The following is a 19,324-nucleotide window of genomic DNA, read 5'->3' on the forward strand; positions in this document are numbered from 1 at the left end:
GCCCGGTCACTTCCCGGGCCGGACCATGCGATCGCCGGACATTCCACCCGGCCGGCGCGCCCACCGACCGTCGTGCCCGTACGAAATCCCGGCTCGTGTGACCCTCAGTGCCACATGAGCCGTCGACGTCCACCGACCACCCGTCACCCTCCCACCGCGAACTGGCTGCCCGTCTTCTCGCCGTCGTCGGTCCGTGCCGCCGCGACACAGCGGAAGACCCGGAGCCCGTCGTCCCACTGTGCCGCGCTCGGCGGAATGATGTCGACGCTCCACTCCTCGGCGACCCGTCGCCCCTCGGATGTCATCGACGCGGACATGACCTTCTGGGAGCAGAGCGCCTTCACATCGGGGTGCTTGACCAGGTCGCGGGCGTTGTTGGTCTGTCCGTCCTTCGGCAGCGGGGCGACGGCGAAGGTCTCCCACACATGCTTGGCCTGGCAGTCGGCGCGGCTGACCGTGACGATGCCGGAGATGTCGACGATCCCGCTCCAGCACTCGGGGGTCTCGACGCATCGGCCGCCCACACCGGCGACACTCGTCGCGGCGCAGTCCTCCGTCGTGGTCGCCACCCCGAACCCCGAGGCGCCCTCGGCCTCGGCGGTGGCGCCGGAGGACGGCGAGGCGGTGGCGGAGGAGCCGCCCGCACCGCCGGCGTCGTCCTCGCCGTTCTGGTACGTCACCACGGTGACCGACACGCTCACGGAGACGGCCACGGCCGCGAGGACGGCGAGGACGGCCGGCCGGCGCCGCACCCGCTTCCGCCCGCCGTCGCCCTCCCCGTCCCGGTCGGGCCCGGGGACGACGGTGGTACCGCCCCCGCCGCCCGCCGTCGGCGCGTCCCGGTACGGCGGCGGCATGGTGGTGGGCGGCGCTTCCCCGTAGGGCGGCATCGTCGTCGGCGGTGTCACCGCGTACGGCGGCATCGTCGTCGGCGGTCCGCCCCGGTAGCCCGGGGCCGTCGTCATGCTCGGCGGCGGCCCGAAGCCACCACCCCCGCCGCCTCCCAGATCCACGGTGTCGAGGTCGACCGCGGCGAGGGCGTCGCGGAACGCGCCCGCGTCGGACAGGCGGTGGGCGGGGTCGGGCGCGAGGGCGTACCGGAGCGCCGAGTTGAGGGCGGGCGGCACTCCGGGGAGGTCGGCGTAGGGCCAGGTGTGGCGGACGATCAGCTCGGCGAGGCTGAGCTGGGTGCCGTCCTCCGGGTAGTGCGGCGGGCGCCCGCACAGCAGGGCGTAGACGGTCGCGGCGAGGGAGTAGACATCACCGGCCGGGGTCGGGTCGGCCATGTGGAAGGCCTCGGGCGGCGCGTACGCGGGGGTCAACGCCTCGCGGGTCACGGACAGTTCGCGTCCCGGCTGGGGCATGGCGGCGAGGCCGAAGTCGGTGAGGGCGACACCGCCGTACCGGTTGACCATGACGTTGCCGGGCTTGATGTCGCGGTGCAGCACCCCGGCGGCGTGGGCGGCGGCCACCGCGTCGGCGAGGCCCACCCCGATGTCGCGGGCCTCCTTGGCGGGGAGCGCGCCCTGCCGGTGCAGCCGTTCGCCGAGCGAGCCGCCGGGGCACAGCTCCAGCACCATGTAGGGGCGGTTGTCGGCGAGCACCCCGGCGTCGTACACCGGGACCACATGGGGGTGTCCGGAGAGCTGTCCGGCGGCGGTGACCTCGCGCAGGAAGCGCTGGCGGTCGCGGGGAGTGGAGAGCACCCTGCTGTCCACCTTCAGCGCGACCTCACGGCCCACGGCCAGCTGCCGGGCCCGGTAGACGGTGGCGAAGCCGCCCTGGCCCAGGACTTCCTGGATCTCGTAACCGGGCAGTTCCGTTCTTTCGGGCCCCATCGTCTGCCGTACCCCCAGCGCACAGCCCTGGTCAGGACGTCCGACCGAGGTGAGGCGAGACTCTAGCCGAGCCCGATGACCATACCGCCGGTTAAATCGTTTCATTTCCGCTGGACTCCATCGCATCCGACCTATTGACCGGATTCGACGCGGAACCCTAACCTCCGGGCAATCGAATTGAAACCTTTCACCACAGCTCTCACCACAGCTCCTCCACCGCATCCCTCCCCTCGATCCGAAGGTGCGCCATGGCACAGGACTTCTCACGGCGAAGACTCCTCCAGTTCAGCGGTATCGCGACGGCCTCCGTCGTCCTGTCCGGGCCCCGGGCCTTCGCCGCCTCCGGCTCGACCGCTACGGCCGCGACCGCGGAGGGGGCGCTCGTGCCGACCGGGATGCTCACGGATCTGCTTCCGCGGACGCTCGCCACCGAGGCCGGGCGGAACCCCCGTTTCAGCTGGCAGGTGCCGGACTTCCGCGAGGGCACGGTGCAGCGCGCCTACCAGCTCCAGGTGGCGACCACCCCGGACGGTTTCGAGGACGACGAGCTGCTGCTGTGGGACTCCGGCAAGCGGGACTCCGCCGACTCCACGGCCGTACCGTACGGCGGACCGGCGCTGCGGCCCCGTACGGCCTACTGGTGGCGGGTCCGGAACTGGTGCAACAAGCGTTCGGAATGGTCGAAACCCGTCCTCCTGGCCACGTCGGTGGAGGACGAGTGGGAGGCGAAGCCGATCTGGGTACCCGCCGGGCCCGTGATGACCGACGGCACCCTCACCGTCCGTGTGAAGATCACCGCCGTGGCGGCCGGGGTGTGGTTCCGGGCCACGAACACCGCCAACAACTACATGTGGCAGCTGCGCGCGGGCACCACCGGTGTGCTGCGCAAGCACATCTGTGTGAACGGCACGTACACCGTCCTCGCCGAGGTGCGGCTGCCGTTCGCGGTCAACACCGGGGAATGGGTGGACCTGAGTTTCACCATGACCGGCTCCACCTTCACCACCACCGTCAACGGCACCGTCGTCGACACCACCACCGACAGCCGCTACGCCTCCGGCAACATCGGCCTGCGCAACGGCAGCACCGAGTCGCAGACCTACGACCGGGTCACCTTCACGGCCGCCGACGGCACGGTCCTCCTCGACGACGACTTCGCCTCCGACAAGGGCACCTTCGCCACCGGCACGGTCTCCGGCGGCGTCCTCACCTTCCCGACCGGCGCCTCCTCGCTCTCCTCCTATGGCGCCGACGACACCTGGGCACTGCTGCGCCACGAGTACGACACCAAGTCCGGCAAGGAGATAGCCGCGGCGGTCCTCTACGTCGCGGCCACCTCGCCCGATCCGGCCCGGCAGTACGTCGCGAAGGTGTGGAGCAACGGCCGCACCGTCGGCTACGCCTCCGTCCGCTCCGGCACCGGAACGGCCTACCAGGCCTTCGACGTGACCTCCACGCTCCACGCCGACGGCAAGCCCAACGCGCTGGCCGCGCTGTGCTGGACGACCTCGCAGCAGAAGTTCCTGGCCCAGCTGGAGATCACGTACACCGACGGCAGCCGGTCGACGGTCGCCTCCGGGGACCACTGGACGGCGCGCCGCCAGGCCGGGTTGCTGCCGTCGAAGGGCAGTGCGGGCAGCAGTTACTTCACCGTCCCGCAGGAGTACTGGGACCTGCGCCGCGAGCCGGTGGGCTGGACGAAGCCCGGCTTCGACGACGGCGAGTGGCTGACGCCGGTGGTCCGTACGGCGATCGACGGGCTCGTGCCCGCGCCGATCGAGGCGATACGGCCGCACGACGTCACCCCGGCCTCCGTCACCAAGGTCGCCGACGGGCGCTGGCTGGTCGACCTCGGCCGGGAGATCGTCGGCGGGCTCGCCCTGGAGATCACGGGCAGCGCGGGCGACACCGTCGAGGTGCGGCTCGGCGAGGAGCTGAACACGGACGGCACGGTCCGGTACCAGCTGCGCGCCACCAACACCTACCGCGAGGTGTGGACCCTGCGCGACGGCGAGCAGCGCTTCGAGCACTGGGGCTACCGGGGCTTCCGCTGGGCCGAACTGCGCACCACGCTCGATCTGTCGGAGGCGGTCGTCACCGGCCGCGCCTGGAAGCTCGACTGGGACGACTCGCAGGCCTCGTTCCGCAGCTCGGACGCCGACCTGGACCGGGTCTGGGAGCTGTGCCGCTACTCCATCGAGGCCACGCGCGGCGACCTCTACACGGACACCCCCACCCGTGAACGCGGCCCGTACGAGGGCGACGCGCTGATCAACCAGCTCTCCGAGTACGGCGTCCAGCGCTCCTACGCCCTCGCCCGCTTCTCGAACGACTATCTGGTCCGCAAGGGCACCTGGCCCACCGAGTACCGGCTGATGTGCGCGATCTCCGCGTGGGAGGACTACCTCGCCACCGGCGACGACCGGCAACTCGCCAAGGACTACGACCTGTTGACGGCGAAGAACCTCACCTCGTACCTGGACTCCGCCGGGCTGGTCCGCAAGGCGCCCGGCAACACCAGCCAGGACCTGGGCGATCTGGTCGACTGGCCCGCCGCCAGCCGGGACGGATATGTCTTCACCAACGTCAACACGGTCGTCAACGCCTTCCAGTACGCGGCGTTCCAGGCCCTCGCCGAGTGCGCGGCGGCCCTCGGCAAGGACGCCGACGCGACCGTTCTGCGCGGCCGGGCCGACACCCTCGCCGCGTCCATGCGCGCCACTCTGCTCGACAGCGCGGGCGGGCGTTTCCTCGACGGCGTCGGCACCACGCACAGCGCCCAGCACGCCACCGCCTTCCCGGTGGCGCTCGGTGTCGCCGACGCGCTCGACGACGAGGTGCTCTCCAAGCTGGGCGACACCCTGGCCGCGGGCGGTATGAAGGTGAGCGTCTACGGGTCGCAGTTCCTGCTCGACGCGCTGTTCCGGCTCGGCCGCTCCGACGCCGCCCTCGCCCTGCTCACCTCCACGGCCACCAACTCGTGGCTGCACATGCTGGACGCGCTCAAGGCGACGATCGTCACGGAGGCGTGGGACCCCGCGCTGAAGTCCAACATGACGCTCTCGCACGCCTGGGCGTCCGCGCCGGCCAACGTGGTGGCCCGGCACGTCCTCGGTGTCCAGGTCAGCGAGCCCGGCGCGGCCGGGTTCCGGATCCGGCCCAGGACCGGGTCACTGACCGAGGTCGACGGGACGGTGCCCTCGCTGCGGGGGCCGGTCTCGGTCACCGTGCGCCGCTCGGCGGACACGCACACCACCCTGGTGACCCTGCCGCCCAACTCCCGTGCCGTGCTGGAGGTGGAGATCGGGAACGCCTCCCCGAAGGCGTACCGGGTGACGGCGGCCACGCCGCGCGGGGAGGGAAGCGCGAAGGTCGAGTCGTTCACCGACCTCACGGGCACGGTGCTGCGGATCGGCCAGATCGGTTCCGGTACCACGGAGGTGCGACGCAAGACCACTTGAACCCTTCCCTGACACGGAAGTGACCGATAACCCGTAACGCGGGGCCCACGCTGAGCTAGCCTCAGCTTTCTTGGGGGCGAACTGACGTACGCCAAAAGTCACTTCGGGGGTGTTGTGTCAGACCAGCGGCCGGTGCCGCCATCGTCATCGGCGGACCGGGCTCCGGCGCTGCGGCAGGCGGGGGCCCTGCCCCCGCGCCCCGGCGACCCGGACCGTATCGGTCCCTATGTGCCACTGGGGCTGCTCGGCAGCGGCGGGATGGGGCGCGTCTATCTGGCGCGCCCCGCGGACGGCGGGCCCGACCTCGTCGCCGTGAAGGTGATCAGGCCCGAGTACGCGGAGGACGTCCGGTTCCGCCGCCGGTTCGAGCAGGAGGCGGCGGTCCACGCCAAGGTGCGCACCGCGCGTATGCCGCGCCTGGCCGGTACGGGCTTCCGGGACGAACTGCTGTGGATGGCCACCGAGTATCTGCCGGGGCTCGACCTGGCGGCGGCCGTGGACGAGGACGGACCGCTGCCGGTCGCCGCCGTGCGGCGGCTGGTGGCGGAGCTGGGCCGGGCCATCGCCGACCTGTCCGCCGCCGGGATCGTGCACCGGGATCTGAAGCCGTCCAATGTGCTGCTGTCCGCCCGGGGCGCGCATGTCATCGACTTCGGGATCGCCAAGGCCGCCGACGCGAGCGCGATCACCGGCACGGGCAATCGGGTCGGCACCCCGGCCTACATGTCCCCGGAGTATCTGCGGACGGGCACCTGCGACACCGCGTCGGACGTGTTCTCCCTGGCCTGCGCCCTGGTCTTCGCGGCGACCGGGAGCGCCCCGTTCGGCGACGGCACCGGGGTGGACGTCATGCACCGGGTGGCGTTCGAGGAACCCAACGCGCAGGTGCTCGCCGAGATCGCGACGGCCGACGCCCCGCTCGCCTCGCTGCTGGCCGCGTGCCTGGCCAAGGAGCCCGGTCGTCGACCGACACCGGAGCAGCTGATCGAGGGCGGCGCACCCGCCACACCCCTCGCACCCGCCACACCCGCCTCGCCGACCGCCGCGTCCACCGCGACGGGGGCGACCGACGCGACCGACACCTTCGGCTGGCCCGAACCGCTGGCCGGCCGGGTGCGTGAGCGGCAGCGGGCGTACGAGACGCTGTGCCGTCTCCCTCTCGAACAGCCCGGCCCCGGACCGCTGGTGAGGGCGGCGGCCCCGGCCGCCACCGACGCGCCACCGGGGCCGCCCGCCGACGGGCCGGCCCAGCCGTCGCCGCCGGCCGCGCCCCGGGGCCGGAACCGGCACCGACGGGTGCTGATCGGGGCCGCCGGTCTGGCCCTCTGCCTCGCCGCCGCCGGCGTCGGCGCCCTCATGCTCCTGAACCCCGTCACCACCACGGCCTCGCCGCCGCGGGGTGCGGCGGCGTCCTCCGACGCGCTGCCGGACGACGCCCCCTCGGTGTCGGCGTCCGCGCGTGCGAACGGCGCGGACGCCGATCCGGACGGCGGGTCGGGGGTCGCGGAGGTGTCCGGCGAGGACGACCGGCCCTCGGCCGCCGACGACGGCGCACATCCCGACGCGTCCGACCCCGACAGCGGCTCCGACTCCGGCACGGGTTCCGGTACCGGGTCCTCCGACGACGACCCGCACACCGATTCGTCCGCGCCCGCCACCGGGACGAGCGCGCCCTCCGAGCCCACACCGACCCCGTCCGACGCGTCCACCGAGCCCGCCACCCCGGCCTGGCTCACGGACTGCACCTACTACTACGGCAACGGACGCACCCGCCTGGGCGACACCGGCAAACGCGTCCTCCAGGCGCAGTGCATGCTGTCCAAGCGGGGCTACGGCCTCGGGGGCGGCGGCGTGGACGGCGAGTTCGACTCCGGCACGCAGGCCGCCGTGCGGAGTTTCCAGCGGGACAAGGGACTGCAGGTCACCGACGGTGTCGTACGTCCACGGGTCTGGAAGGCGCTGCGTTCCGCCGAGTGAGGCGGGCGGTTCGCGGGCCCGGGTCCGTCAGTCGACGAACAGTCCGCGCGCGGCGGCCCGCGCGTCGAACTCCTCCAGAGGGGCCTGGGCCTCCGGGAGGGCGTCGCACATCGCCTCCAGCAGGACCTGGCCCAGCAGCATCGGGGCGCTGACGGTGTCGAAGACCAGACCGGTGCCCACGGCGGCCGGGAGCAGCAGATCGCTGTGGGCGGCGACCGGGGCGAAGGTGCCGTCCGCGACGGTCACCACCGTGAGCCCGGCGGCGCGGGCGTGGGCGAGGGCGTCGAGGAGTTCCCTCGGGTGGCGGGGCAGCGCGAAGCAGAGCAGCGCGCTCGCCCCGGCCCGCCGGGCCGTGTCGATGCGGTCGGCGAGCAGGGAGCCGCCCTCGTCGAGGAGCCGTACGTCGGTGTGGACCTTCGCCGCGAAGTAGGCGAAGCCGCGTGCCGGGGCGGCGGAGGCGCGCAGCCCGAGCACCGGCAGCGGCCGGGAGGCGGCGAGCAACCGGCCCGCGCGTTCGACCGGTTCGGGGTCGGTGAGCAGGGACGCCAGATGCGTCAGATTGTCGATCTCGGCCTGCACGGCACGCTGGTACGGATTGGCCGACCGCTCGACGATGCCGTGCCCGGTGGGTGCGACCGCCCGCAGCCGGTCGCGCAGGGCCGGATAGCCGTCGAAGCCGAGGGCGACCGCGAAGCGGGTCACCGACGGCTGACTGACCCCGGCCAGTCGGGCCAGTTCCACACTCGACAGATAGGGCACGTCCGCCGCCTGCCGTACCAGGCAGTGCGCGATACGGCGCTGTGTCGGGGTGAGCCGGCGCCCCTCGAAGAGCTGCTGCAACCGTGCGGCGGCGCCGACGGCGTCCGTCATCTGGTCCCCCAGCCGGTGGTCGTGCTCGGTCCCCTCCCCCCGCCCGGCGGTGCGCGTGGTCGGTGCGCGGTGCCGGGCGGGAGCGGGGGCGGACGGTGATGGCGTGGCCTGCCGACCCCGGGGTCAGCTGACGAGGCCGGTGGACGACAGCCAGTCCTTGGCGACGGTGTCGGCGTCCTCCTTGTCGTTGACCAGCTTCTTCATCATGTCCAGCAGGTCCTCGGTGGTGAGCTTGGCGGAGACGGCGTTGAGCGCCTCCTTCGCCTTGTCGTTCACCGCCTCCTTGTAGACGAGGGGGGTGACGTTCTGCGAGGAGAAGAGGTTCTTCGGGTCCTCCAGGACCACCAGCTTGTCCGCGACGATGGCGGGGTCGGTGGTGTACAGGTTGGCGGCCTGCACCTTGTTGTCCTTCAGCAGCTTCACCAGGGTGGTCTGGGCGCCCGCGTCGAGCGGCTGGAACTTCCCGAACTTGACGCCGTAGACCTTCTCCAGGCCGACGCCGCCCTGGGTGCGGGTCTTGAACTCGGACCCGGCGCCGATGATCAGATCGCCCGCGACCGGCTTGAGGTCGGCGAGGGTCTTGAGGTCGTACTTGGCGGCGGTCTCGGCGGTGACGGTCACCGAGTCCTTGTCCTCGGCGGCGGCGGAGTCGAGGATCTCCACCGACGAGGGGAGTTTCTCCTTCAGTTCGGCGTTGACGTCCGCGGTGCTCGTCGCGGTGCTGTTCTTGTCGACCGCCACCGACAGCAGGGCGCCGTTGTACTCGGGGAAGACACCGATGCCGCCCTTGACGACCTGGTCGTAGTAGACCTCGCGGGCCCCGATGTTGAATTTCCGGGTCACCTTCAGGCCCTTGCTCTCCAGGGCCTGCGAGTAGATCTCGGCGAGCAGCTGGTTCTCGGGGAAGTTCGCGGAACCGACGACGATGGTCTTGCCGCTGTCGCTGTCGCCGCCGCTGCCGGTCAGCGGGTTGTCGTCACTGTCGCCGCCACCGCCGCAGGCGGTCAGGGTGAGTGCGGTGATCAGGCCGAACGCGGCGCCTCTGTACATGCCTCGCATGGGTTTTCCTCTCTGGCGAGCCCGGGGGCTCGAAAGAACTCAGTACGTCCGTACTCGGGAACTTGCTGTCCGGGAATTCAGGACTTCGCCGTCGAGACCCTGAGACCCGGTGAGACGACGACGCGCCGGAGCGCGGTGAACACGACCTGCACGACGAGCGCGAGGGCGACGACGACCGCGGAGCCGCCGATGACCAGCCCGTAGTCGTTGCGGGAGAGTCCGTCGACGATGTAGCGGCCGAGGCCGCCGAGGCCGGGGTAGGCGGCGACGGTCGCGGTGGCCACCACCTGGATCGCGGCGACCCGCAGTCCGAGGAGGATCAGCGGCAGCGCCATCGGCACCTCGACCCGGATCAGGACCTCCCACTCGGTCATGCCGACCCCGCGCGCGGCGTCCCGGGTGGCGGGGTCCACGCCCCGTACGCCCTCGAAGGTGTTGATGAGGATCGGCGGTACCGCGAGCGCGACCAGGGCGACCAGGACGGGCGTGGTGCTGAGCCCGGCGAGGGTGACCACGAGGACGACCAGGCCGAAGGTGGGGATGGCGCGGGCGAGGTTCGCCACGCTGGCCACCGCGAAGGCGCCCCGGCCGGTGTGTCCGACGAGCAGCCCGAACGCCAGCCCGATGAGGGCCGCGAACAGCAACGACAGTCCGCTGTAGGTGAGATGCTCCACCAGCCGGCTCGGGATGCCCTCGTCGCCGTGCCACTGCGCCGAGGACGTCAGCCAGTCCCCCACGAGCTCCATCTGGTTGAGGAAGTCGTTCATGCCGACCTCACCTTGTTCCGGGACCACGGGGTGAGCAGCCGCTGCGCCAGGACCAGCAGCGCGTCGGTGGTGAGCGCGAGCAGCATGATCAGGAGGATCGCGGTGACGATCGGGGTGGGGAAGTCGAGTTGGAGGCCGCGGGTGATGTAGTAGCCGAGGCCGCCCTGCCCGATCAGCTGTCCCACGGCGACGAGACTGATGGACGACACGGCGGCGACGCGTACGCCGGCGATGACGACGGGGACGGCGATCGGCAACTCGACCTGCGCGACCCGGCGTACGGCGCCGAATCCCATCGCGGTGGCCGCGAGCCGTACCGGTTCGGGGACCGAGGCGAGGCCGTCGACCACGTTGGGCACCAGCACCGACAGGGTGTAGAGCGTCAGCGGGATCATCACGGTCTGTTCGGTCAGTCCGGTGTAGCGGACGAAGATCATGAACAGGGCGAGCGACGGGATCGAGTACAGGATGTTCGACACGGTCAGCACCGGCGGGTAGAGCCAGCGCCAGCGGTGGCACGCGATGCCGAGCGGTACGGAGATGATCAGTCCGAACAGCACCGGCAGCAGGCCGAGTCTGAGGTGGATGCCGGTGTACTCGGCGAGTTCGGCCGTGTGGTCGGCTATCCACTGCCACCGGATCAGCGGTTCGTCGTCACTCATCGTTCACCGCCGCCCCGGGAGTCGGCGGGCGCCGACTTCTCCACGGCCGGGGCGGGCTCGGTCGCCTCGGACTCGGCCGGCTCGGCGGCGGTCGCCTCGGACTCGGTCGGCTCGGCGGCGGCCGGCTCGGACTCGGCCGACTCGGCGGCAGTCGTCTCGGACTCGGCCGGCTCGGCGGCGGTCGCTTCGGCGGCGGTCGTCTCCGCCGTCCGTTTCGCGGTGGCCGCCGTGGTGGAGACTTCGTGCGCGTCCGCGACGCCCGCGACCGCGCCCCGCGCGTCGACGGCGATCGCGAGGCGGGCGGGTGACAGGAGGGCCGAGTCGAGGGCGGCCCGTGCGGAGTCGCCGACCAGGCTGAAGGTGTGGCCGAGCGGGGTCAGGGGCGCGTCCGCGAGGGTGCCGGTGTCCGGCAGTCCGGCGGCGGCCACCCAGCCGAGCGGCCGGCGGTCCTCGTCGACGACCAGTACCCAGGGCGCGTCCGCCGCCCGCGCCTCGGCGACGGACGAGCTGGCCGGTAGCACCGGGCCGTCGCGCAGCGGCAGTTCGGCCGCGTCGACGAAGGAGAGCCGGCGGATGCCCCGGTCCTGGCCCACGAAGTCGGCCACGAAGTCGTCGGCCGGATCGGCGAGCAGCCGCTCGGGCGTGTCGAACTGGGCGAGTTTGCCGCCGGTCCGGAAAACGGCGATGTTGTCGCCGAGTTTGATCGCCTCGTCGATGTCATGGGTGACGAACACGATCGTCTTGTGCAATTCCTTCTGCAGCCGGATGAACTCGGCCTGCAGTTCCGCCCGTACGATCGGGTCGACCGCGCTGAACGGTTCGTCCATCAGCAGCACGGGCGGGTCGGCGCCCAGCGCCCTGGCCACCCCGACGCGCTGCTGCTGGCCGCCGGAGAGCTGGTTCGGATAGCGCTTGGCCATGTCGGCGGGCAGACCGACCAGCTCGAGCAGCTCCGCCGCCCGGGACCGCGCCTTCTTCTTGCCCCACCCCAACAGCAGGGGAACGGTGGCTATGTTGTCCAGGATGGTGCGGTGCGGGAACAGTCCCGCGTGCTGGATCACATAGCCGATGCCCCGGCGCAGCTCGGGCGCGTTGACCTCCCGGATGTCCCGGCCGCGCAGGCTCACCGTGCCGGAGGTCGGCTCCACCATGCGGTTGATCATGCGCAGGGTGGTGGTCTTGCCGCAGCCGGAAGGACCGACCAGCACCGTGATGCCACCCTCGGCCAGCTCCAGCGACAGGTTGTCCACCGCTGTTGTGCCGTTGGGATAACTTTTTCTCACCGCGTCGAATCTGATCAAGACTGCCCCTTACCCGACTGCATATGGCCATTCAGAGTCGTCGGTGAGTGAATGACAGTCAATGGAATTCCGTGAACGGCACGTTACGTTCACACTACGCCGGGCCGGAGATGCCCATTGATGATCGCTTTGTTCTCTATTTCCCCTTTCATAATGGGGCGGCTCAGACATAGGGAGACACCCCATGCAACCGGTCTGGTTCAGCTTTCTGAACGGCTCGGACATCGCCCGGCTCGAACTGACCGACACCGAGATACTCGACGCCGTCGAGGACGGGCTGCGCGCCCAGGGCCTCGGGAAGACGGTCGTCGAGCCACGCGTCCATCTCGTGCCCGACCCCGCCTTCAACGGCCACTTCAACGTCCTGCGCGGCTACGTCGCCCCGCTCGCCCTGGCCGGCGTCAAGATCGTGGGCGACTACGTCGGCAACTACGAACAGGGCCTGCCCTCCGAGATGGCGCTGCTCAACCTGTTCGACCCGCGCACCGGAATGCCGGTGGCCGTGGTGGACGCCACCGCCCTGACCGAGATGCGCACCGGCGCGCTGACCGCCCTCGGGGCACGCCATCTGGCACGCCCGGACGCCAAGGTGCTCGGCCACATCGGCGCCCGCGCCACCTCGTACTGGAACGTCCGGCTGCTCGACCGGCTCTTCGACCTCACCGAGATCCGGGTCCACTCGCGCCGCCCCGAGAGCCGTGCCGCCTTCGCCGAGCGGCTGGAACGGGAGCTGGGCAAGCCGGTGATCGTGACCGACGACTGGCGGAGCTGTGTCGAGGACGCGGACATCGTGGTGGAGGCGTCCCGGCTGGAGCGGCCGGAGCCGCTGCTGCGGACCGAGTGGATCGCTCCCGGCGCCCTGGTCGTGCCCTACGGGACGAACAGCGCGGTCGAGCTGAGCCTCACCGACATCATGGACAAGATCGTCGTCGACGACTGGGGGCAGGCCCACGCCGGACCGTTCGGCGCCCTGCGCGCGCACGTCGACTCCGGCAGGCTCGACGAGACCACTCTGCACGGGGAGTTGGGCGAGATCGTCGCCGGTCTCAAGCCCGGCCGGGAGAGCCCCGACGAGACGAACCTGTTCTGGCACCGGGGCCTGTCCCTGTCGGACATCGCGCTGGGCGCCGCCATGCTCCGCAAGGCCGAGGAGCGCGGCCTCGGCCAGAGGCTGCGGTTCTCGTGACGGGGACCGCCGAGGGTGCGGAGGCCGTCGTCGACGGGCGGACACTGTCGTACGACGAGGTCGTGGCCGTCGCCCGTCACGGAGCCCCGGTCGTCCTCGCGGACGAGGTGCTCCCCCGGCTGACCCGCGACCGGGCCGTGGTCGAGGACGTCGTCGACCACGGGGTGCCGACGTACGGCCTGACGACGGGCCTCGGCGCCCGCTCCTCGTACGCGCTGCCGCGCGAGGAGCTGGAGGCGTTCAGTGTCCGCACGGTCCGGGGGCGGGCCCACGCGGTCGGCGATCCGCTGCCGGTGCCCGTCGTACGGGCCGCGCTCCTCGCCCGGGTCAACGGCATCGCGGGCGGCGGCAGCGGGGTGCGGGCCGAGGTGCCGCGGCTGCTGGTGGACATGCTGAACGCGCGGGTGCATCCGGTGATCCCGGAGGTCGGGTCGATCGGGGCGTCCGATCTGTGCCAGATGGCCCATGTGGGGCTGGTCGTCATCGGGGAGGGCGAGGCCGAGTACGGCGGCGAGGTGCTCGACGGTGCCACGGCCCTGCGGCGGGCCGGGCTCGCCCCCGTCGGGCTGGGGCCGAGGGACGGGCATGTGCTGTGCGGCGCGAGCCCGCTGGCGGCCGGGCACGGCGCTCTCGTCCTGCACGAGACGGCCGCCGTCCTCGCGCTGGCGCAGGCGGTCACGGCACTCACGTACGAGGGCTTCCGGGCCAACACCAGTCCGCTCGACGCGCGGGTACTGGCGCTGCGCCCCGCCCCCGGCCAGTCCCGCGCGGCGCGGGCGCTGCTCGCCCTGCTGGACGGCGGGGAGCTGACCGACCCGGGCAACGCGCGGCGCGTCCAGGACCCCGTCAGCCTCCGCTGCACGGCCCAGGTGCACGGGGCCGCGTACGCGGCGCTGGACTTCGCCGCCGCCGCGCTGGACCCCGAGCTGAACGGCTGCGGCGACAACCCGGTGGTCCTCGCCGACCCGGACGAGATCCTCTCCTCCGGCAACTTCCACACCCCGGCGCTGGCGCTCGCCCTCGACACGCTCGCGCTGGCGCTGACCCAGACCGCGGCCGTCTCCGCCGAGCGCATGCGCCGGCTGCTCGACCCCGCCGTCAGCGGACTGCCGGCGAACCTGTCGCCGTACGGTCCGGAGCGGTCGGGTTTCGCGCCGCTGACCAAGACGGCGCAGGCGCTCGTCGCGGAGATCCGCATGCTGTCCGTGCCGGTCTCCACCGACCCGCGCCATGGCGCGGCGGCCGTGGAGGACGACTCGACCAACGCGTCCCTGGGCGCCCGGCGGCTGACGACGACGCTCACCAGGCTGCGGCAGGTGCTCGCCGTGGAGGCCGTGGTCGCCGCGCAGGCGGTGGATCTGGCGGCACCGGCCGTACTGGGGCGCGGACCGGAGTTCCTGCGGGGCGCGATCCGGGCAGTTGTTCCCCGCCTGGACGACGACCGGCCGTGCGGGGTGGACGTGGAGCGGGTGCGCCGCGACATCCTGGAGTCGGACGATGTCCGGAGCACCCTGCGCTCCCTGTCCGGGGAAGCGTCGGCCTTCGTGGAAGGAGCGGCATGACCAACTGCGACGTGCACCAGCATCTGTGGACCCCCTCGCTGGTGACGGCCCTGCGGTCACGCCGCGAACCACCGTTCCTGGACGGCTGGACCCTCCACCTCGACGGCGAGCCGCCCTTCCGGCTGCCGCCCGCCGACCACGACATCGCCCGCCGTACGGAGGTGGCCGGCGCCGACGGCCTGGGCCGGGCCCTCGTCTCGCTCTCCTCCCCGATCGGGGTGGAGTGGCTGCCCGCGACCGAGGCCCGCCCCCTGCTCGACGCCTACCACGAGGGGGCGGCGGGGCTGCCCGAACCGTTCGGCGCCTGGGCCGCCGCCTGTGTCCGGGACGTGGACGCCAAGGCGACCGCCGAGGACCTCGACCGGGGCTTCGTCGGCCTCCAGCTCCCGGCGGACGCCCTCGTCGACGCGGCCGGCTACGACCGCTGCGCCCCGCTCCTCGACCTCCTCGAAGAGCGCGATCTGCCGCTGTTCGTGCACCCGGGGCCCGCTCCGGGCGGCGCCGGAGGGCCCGGCTGGTGGCCCGCGATGGTCCCGTACGTGGAGCAGATGCACTCGGCCTGGTTCGCCTTCCGTGCCTTCGGCCGCCCCCGCCATCCCCGGCTGCGGGTCTGCTTCGCCCTGCTGGCCGGGCTCGCCCCGCTGCACGGGGAGCGGTTCGCCGCCCGTGGCGGCGGCGCCGACACCGGAGCGGACCCGGGTGTCTTCGTGGAGACGTCCTCCTACGGCCCGACCGCCGTCGAGGCCGTGGTCCGGGCCCTCGGTGTGGACGCCGTCGTCCAGGGCTCCGACCGCCCCTACGCCGAGCCCCCGCAGCAGCCCGGCTTCGGCCTGGGCGGGGCGGCGGCGTACGCCTTCCGCATCACCAATCCACGACGCCTGCTCACCGGCACGGACGGCTGACACCGGAAGACCGGAAGGGGGCACGGGCTCCGCGAGCCCGTGCCCCCTCCTCCCCTGCCCCCCGCTCAGCGCAGCCGGTACGCGCGGATCACCGTGTACTCGGCGGTGTTCCCGTCGGCGTCGACGGACTTCGCCCGCAGGGAGGCGAAGCCGCCGCGCGGGTTCCTCAGCTCCGCCCGCCAGCGCGCCGGGTCACCGGTCCGCCGGACGTCCACGGCGGTCCAGGTGGCCCCGTCGTCGTACGACACCTCCACGCTCAGGTCCCGTACGGCCGACTCCGGTGCGCCGGGCTGCCGTCGCAGCTCCACGGGCAGGGTCATCCGGTGGCCGGCGCGGGCGGACTCGTCCTGGCGGAGTTCGGGGGTGAACCGGATCGCGGTCACCGGCAGCGCGGTCCAGCCGCCGCCGTCGGTGCGCCCCGACCGGAAGGTCCAGGCCGCCCGGACGGAGGTCGAGGTGAGATACCCCTGCCCGCCCCGGTCCACGGAGGTCTCCAGCCGGTACGAGGACTCCGCCGCCGGCACCGGGCCCTGCGCGTCGTAGAACGGGTACGGCACATCGGCGAGCAGCTTGCCCTCGCGCCACAGACGGGTGCGGCCGGAGTCGCCGAGGGAGAAGCCGGTGTGCCCCGGGTCCTGGTCGGCGAACGGCGGCGTGTGGAACATCAGGGTGTCCCCCTGCCGCCGCACACTGCCGTACGTCCGCGACCTCTGGTCGGCGAAGCTCGGCCCGAGCGGACCGTGGCCCCAGCGCAGTCCGTCCTTGCCGCCCGCCGCGAAGCCGACGGGCGCGCCCCACTGCTGGAACTCGCTCTGGCCGCGCGAGTTGAGCCGGTTGTAGACGAGGGTCCAGGTGAGGCCGCGTGCCGAGTAGTGGACGGTGCGTTTCCCGGCGGCCCGGAACTTGATGTCGGGGCTGGGCGCGGTGCCGCCCTCGGGCGGGAAGGCGTAGGTCCACAGTCCGGCGGTGGGTTCGTCGGGGCGGTCGTTGTGGAAGGTGTGGGTGACCTTCGTCAGGTCGCCGCGCCGGGCCCGGCCGTGGAAGTCGGTGGGCATCCGGCCCCGCACCACCCAGGCCAGCTCGTAGTCGTACGGGGTGTCGGTGAAGGTGCCGTCCGGCGCCTGCTTCGCCCAGGAGCTGCGGACCACGGCGGTGAGGGTACCGGCGTCGGCGGGCAGCCTCCCCTTCCCCGCGCTCAGGTCGGCGGTCTGGAGCCGGGCGAACGAGCCGGCCGTCACCAGCGACGAGACGCCCGCCCCGGACGGGGTGGTCCGCAGGAGGCTGACGGCGGCGAGCGCGCTCGTGGCGTCCTTCCGGGGCGGGGCCACGGTGACGGGTCTGCCCTCGCGGGCGTCGAGGACGATCGTCTCCGCGCCGGTGATCCGCTTCAGCGGGAGGGCCACCACGGTGTGGTCGTAGCTTCCGTCCGGGGCGGCCGTGGCGACATGGACGTCCAGGTGGTGGCGGCCGGGGCGGACCTCGACCGTGCCGGTGCCCTGGGCCCCGTAGACGTACCGTCCCTCGCCCCGGTCGATGTCGAGGACGTTCACGAAGCTTCCGGCGGCCGGTCGGCCGTCGCGGTCCAGGACCTTGACGGTCAGCGGGTGGGTCTCGTGCGCCTTGGTGACGGCGAGGACGCCGCGGACCGTGGTGTCCCCGGCGCGGGCCAGGACGGCGCCGGTGAAGAGGCCGGTGACGCTGTCGACGCGGGTGTCGGCGGTGAGCACGGCCTCGGCGGCGCCCCCGGCGGGGACGGTCAGCCGGGCCGGGGCGACCGTGAACAGGCCGTCGGGCGCGGCACTGCCGTCCGGGCCGGTGGCGGTCGTGGTGAGGTCGAGGGTGAGGTCCGTGGGGCCGGAGTTGCGGTAGGTGAGGGTTCTGGTGAGGGGCCGGTCGTCGTCGTGCGGCCAGGAGTGGGTGCCCAGCGACAGGCTCGGCGGGGAGACGGTGACGTCCTGGCCGACGGCGCGGGCGATGTCGACGCGGCCCGCGCCCTGGGCGTGGACGCTCAGGGCGGGGTTCGGTTTCGCCGAGCCCATCAGCGCCTGCTTGAGCCGCTCGCCGGTCCAGTCGGGGTGCCGCTGGGCGAGGAGCGCGGCGGCGCCCGCGACGTGCGGGGTGGCCATGGAGGTGCCGGACAGCGGGGTGTACGCCGGGTTGTCCGCGACGGGTTCGAGGTCGCTGTCCTGGGAGCGGGCGGCCACGATCGCCTCGCCGGGCGCGGTGATGTCGGGCTTGATCACGCCGTCGCCCACGCGCGGGCCCCGGCTGGAGAAGTCGGTGAGCGCGTCATCGGCGTCGACCGCCCCAACGGCGAGCGCCGCGTCGGCGCTGGCGGGGCTGCGGACGTCCTGGTCCCGGCCGGAGTTGCCCGCCGCGACCGCGAAGAGCGTGCCGAACTTGGCGCTGAGCGTGTCGACGGCCTCCTCCAGCGGATCGGTCCCCGGCGCGTCGGCGCCGCTCAGGCTCATGTTGACCACCCGGGCGCGCGGCGCGGCCCATTCCATGCCGGCCAGGATCGCCGACTCCTCGCAGCCCCGGTCCACACAGACCTTGCCGACGAGCAGGGAGGCGCCGGGGGCGACCCCGGTGTACCGGCCGGCGGACGCGGCGCCGTCGCCCGCGACGATCGACGCCACATGGGTGCCGTGGCCGACGAGGTCGGTGGTGTCGGGCGCGGTGGTGAAGTTCTCCTTCTCCACCACACGTGTCGCGATGTCGGGGTGGGTGTCGTCGACACCGGTGTCCAGGACGGCGACCTTCACCCCGGTGCCGGTGTAGCCCGCCTCCCACGCGGCGGGCGCGCCGATCTGGCGCACACTGACGTCGTCGCTGACGGTCAGCCGCGCGTCCAGCCAGACCCGGGCGACATCGGCGGCGAGTTCCCGCTCACCGCTGTCCGCGTCCCGCTCGGTCAGCTCGTCCCACAGCGGGGTCGCGGCGTCGGAAGCGGCCCGTACGGCGGTCAGGCGCAGCCCGGGGAGGGTACGGGTCACCCGGGCGCCCGCCGCGCGCACACCGGCCCGCAGTCGCCCGGAACTCCCCTCCCCCGCCCGGTACTTGACGATCAGTGGGACGCCGTGCGCGGTGTCGTACCCGGCGTCCGCCAGGCCGGTCACGTCGAAGAGTCGGCGGTCCAGGGCGCCGGAGGCGACGAGGGCGAGGGCGTCGTCCGGGACCACGTACTGGTGGCCGGAGTCCTCGTAGCGGGTGAAGGCCAGCCGCTCGCGGCCCTCGCCGGGGGTGACGGAGACGGTGTCGCCCGCCTCGGCCTCCGCGACGGCGACCTGATCGCCGGTCAGCAGGGTGACGGTGCGGACGGCCGGGGCGGTGGCCGGCGCCGTGCCCCCGGGTTCCCAGAGAGAGGTGGACGTGGACGGGGATGTCGCTGCGGACGGGGCCTGTCCTGGCAGCACGCTCAGGGTGAGCGTGAGCAGGACGAGGCAACCCGCCGCACGTCTGGGGCGCGGCAAGCATTCCTCCTGGTGGGGATGGAACGCGGGCCTTCGCGACCGGTGGCGTTCCACAGGCGAGGTTGTCGTGCCCATGCAACGTACCAACGGTAACCGCGTGGCCGCCAGATCGCCTGCGACCGCGGGTCCGGTGGGCGCTGGTCGCGCAGTTCCCCGCGCCCCTTGAGGGCCTACGGCCCATCAGGGGCGAAAAGCACGGGGCGCAGCCCCTGCTTTTCAGGGGCGCGGGGAACTGCGCGAGAAGCCCCACCGGCCCGCGGCCGGAG

The 19,324-nt window shown here is 72.8% G+C and carries 12 protein-coding genes; 5 read left to right on the top strand and 7 right to left on the bottom strand.

Features of this window, described 5'->3' with window-relative positions:
* Positions 1–143 precede the first annotated feature (143 nt).
* On the bottom strand, positions 144–1,838 hold the full coding sequence (locus F9278_RS04015; protein WP_152167024.1) for a serine/threonine-protein kinase: 1,695 nt from the start codon (positions 1,836–1,838) through the stop codon (positions 144–146).
* Between the two features lie 248 nt (positions 1,839–2,086).
* Between F9278_RS04015 and F9278_RS04020 the strand changes: the two genes are divergently transcribed.
* Both F9278_RS04020 and F9278_RS04025 read left to right on the top strand, forming a co-directional pair.
* Positions 2,087–5,299 (top strand): family 78 glycoside hydrolase catalytic domain, encoded by a 3,213-nt coding sequence (locus F9278_RS04020; RefSeq protein WP_152167025.1) that lies wholly within the window; start codon positions 2,087–2,089, stop codon positions 5,297–5,299.
* Positions 5,300–5,413: 114 nt separating this feature from the next.
* Complete coding sequence (locus F9278_RS04025) at positions 5,414–7,276, top strand: serine/threonine-protein kinase (RefSeq protein WP_152167026.1); 1,863 nt, start codon at positions 5,414–5,416, stop codon at positions 7,274–7,276.
* Between the two features lie 27 nt (positions 7,277–7,303).
* Here F9278_RS04025 and F9278_RS04030 read toward each other — a convergent pair whose 3' ends face one another.
* The 5 genes from F9278_RS04030 to F9278_RS04050 form a co-directional block, all read right to left on the bottom strand.
* Positions 7,304–8,146, bottom strand: a complete 843-nt coding sequence (locus F9278_RS04030; protein WP_152167027.1) for a MurR/RpiR family transcriptional regulator — start codon at positions 8,144–8,146, stop codon at positions 7,304–7,306.
* Between the two features lie 123 nt (positions 8,147–8,269).
* Positions 8,270–9,196: a glycine betaine ABC transporter substrate-binding protein gene (locus tag F9278_RS04035; protein WP_152173685.1), complete on the bottom strand. Its 927-nt coding sequence runs from the start codon at positions 9,194–9,196 to the stop codon at positions 8,270–8,272.
* A gap of 86 nt (positions 9,197–9,282) precedes the next feature.
* Positions 9,283–9,972 carry an ABC transporter permease gene (locus F9278_RS04040; protein ID WP_152167028.1) on the bottom strand — a complete coding sequence of 230 codons (690 nt, stop codon included), beginning with the start codon at positions 9,970–9,972 and terminating at the stop codon, positions 9,283–9,285.
* On the bottom strand, positions 9,969–10,634 hold the full coding sequence (locus F9278_RS04045; RefSeq protein WP_152167029.1) for an ABC transporter permease: 666 nt from the start codon (positions 10,632–10,634) through the stop codon (positions 9,969–9,971). Before F9278_RS04045 ends, F9278_RS04040 begins: the two co-directional genes overlap by 4 nt.
* Positions 10,631–11,935, bottom strand: coding sequence for an ABC transporter ATP-binding protein (locus F9278_RS04050; protein ID WP_152167030.1), 1,305 nt, complete (start codon positions 11,933–11,935; stop codon positions 10,631–10,633). The genes F9278_RS04045 and F9278_RS04050 overlap by 4 nt, the downstream gene beginning before the upstream one ends.
* A gap of 184 nt (positions 11,936–12,119) precedes the next feature.
* On the opposite strand from F9278_RS04050, the gene F9278_RS04055 reads away from it, so the two are divergent.
* The 3 genes from F9278_RS04055 to F9278_RS04065 are packed head-to-tail and all read left to right on the top strand — an operon-like array spanning position 12,120 to position 15,585.
* Positions 12,120–13,121, top strand: coding sequence for an ornithine cyclodeaminase family protein (locus F9278_RS04055; RefSeq protein WP_152167031.1), 1,002 nt, complete (start codon positions 12,120–12,122; stop codon positions 13,119–13,121).
* Complete coding sequence (locus F9278_RS04060) at positions 13,118–14,683, top strand: aromatic amino acid ammonia-lyase (RefSeq protein WP_152167032.1); 1,566 nt, start codon at positions 13,118–13,120, stop codon at positions 14,681–14,683. The genes F9278_RS04055 and F9278_RS04060 overlap by 4 nt, the downstream gene beginning before the upstream one ends.
* Positions 14,680–15,585: an amidohydrolase family protein gene (locus F9278_RS04065; RefSeq protein WP_152167033.1), complete on the top strand. Its 906-nt coding sequence runs from the start codon at positions 14,680–14,682 to the stop codon at positions 15,583–15,585. Before F9278_RS04060 ends, F9278_RS04065 begins: the two co-directional genes overlap by 4 nt.
* Before the next feature lie 65 nt (positions 15,586–15,650).
* Here the strand turns inward: F9278_RS04065 and F9278_RS04070 are convergent, their stop codons facing one another.
* Positions 15,651–19,058, bottom strand: a complete 3,408-nt coding sequence (locus F9278_RS04070) for a S8 family serine peptidase (RefSeq protein WP_152167034.1) — start codon at positions 19,056–19,058, stop codon at positions 15,651–15,653.
* Positions 19,059–19,324 lie beyond the last annotated feature (266 nt).

The organism is Streptomyces phaeolivaceus (genome assembly GCF_009184865.1).
In the GTDB taxonomy this organism is placed as follows: domain Bacteria; phylum Actinomycetota; class Actinomycetes; order Streptomycetales; family Streptomycetaceae; genus Streptomyces; species Streptomyces phaeolivaceus.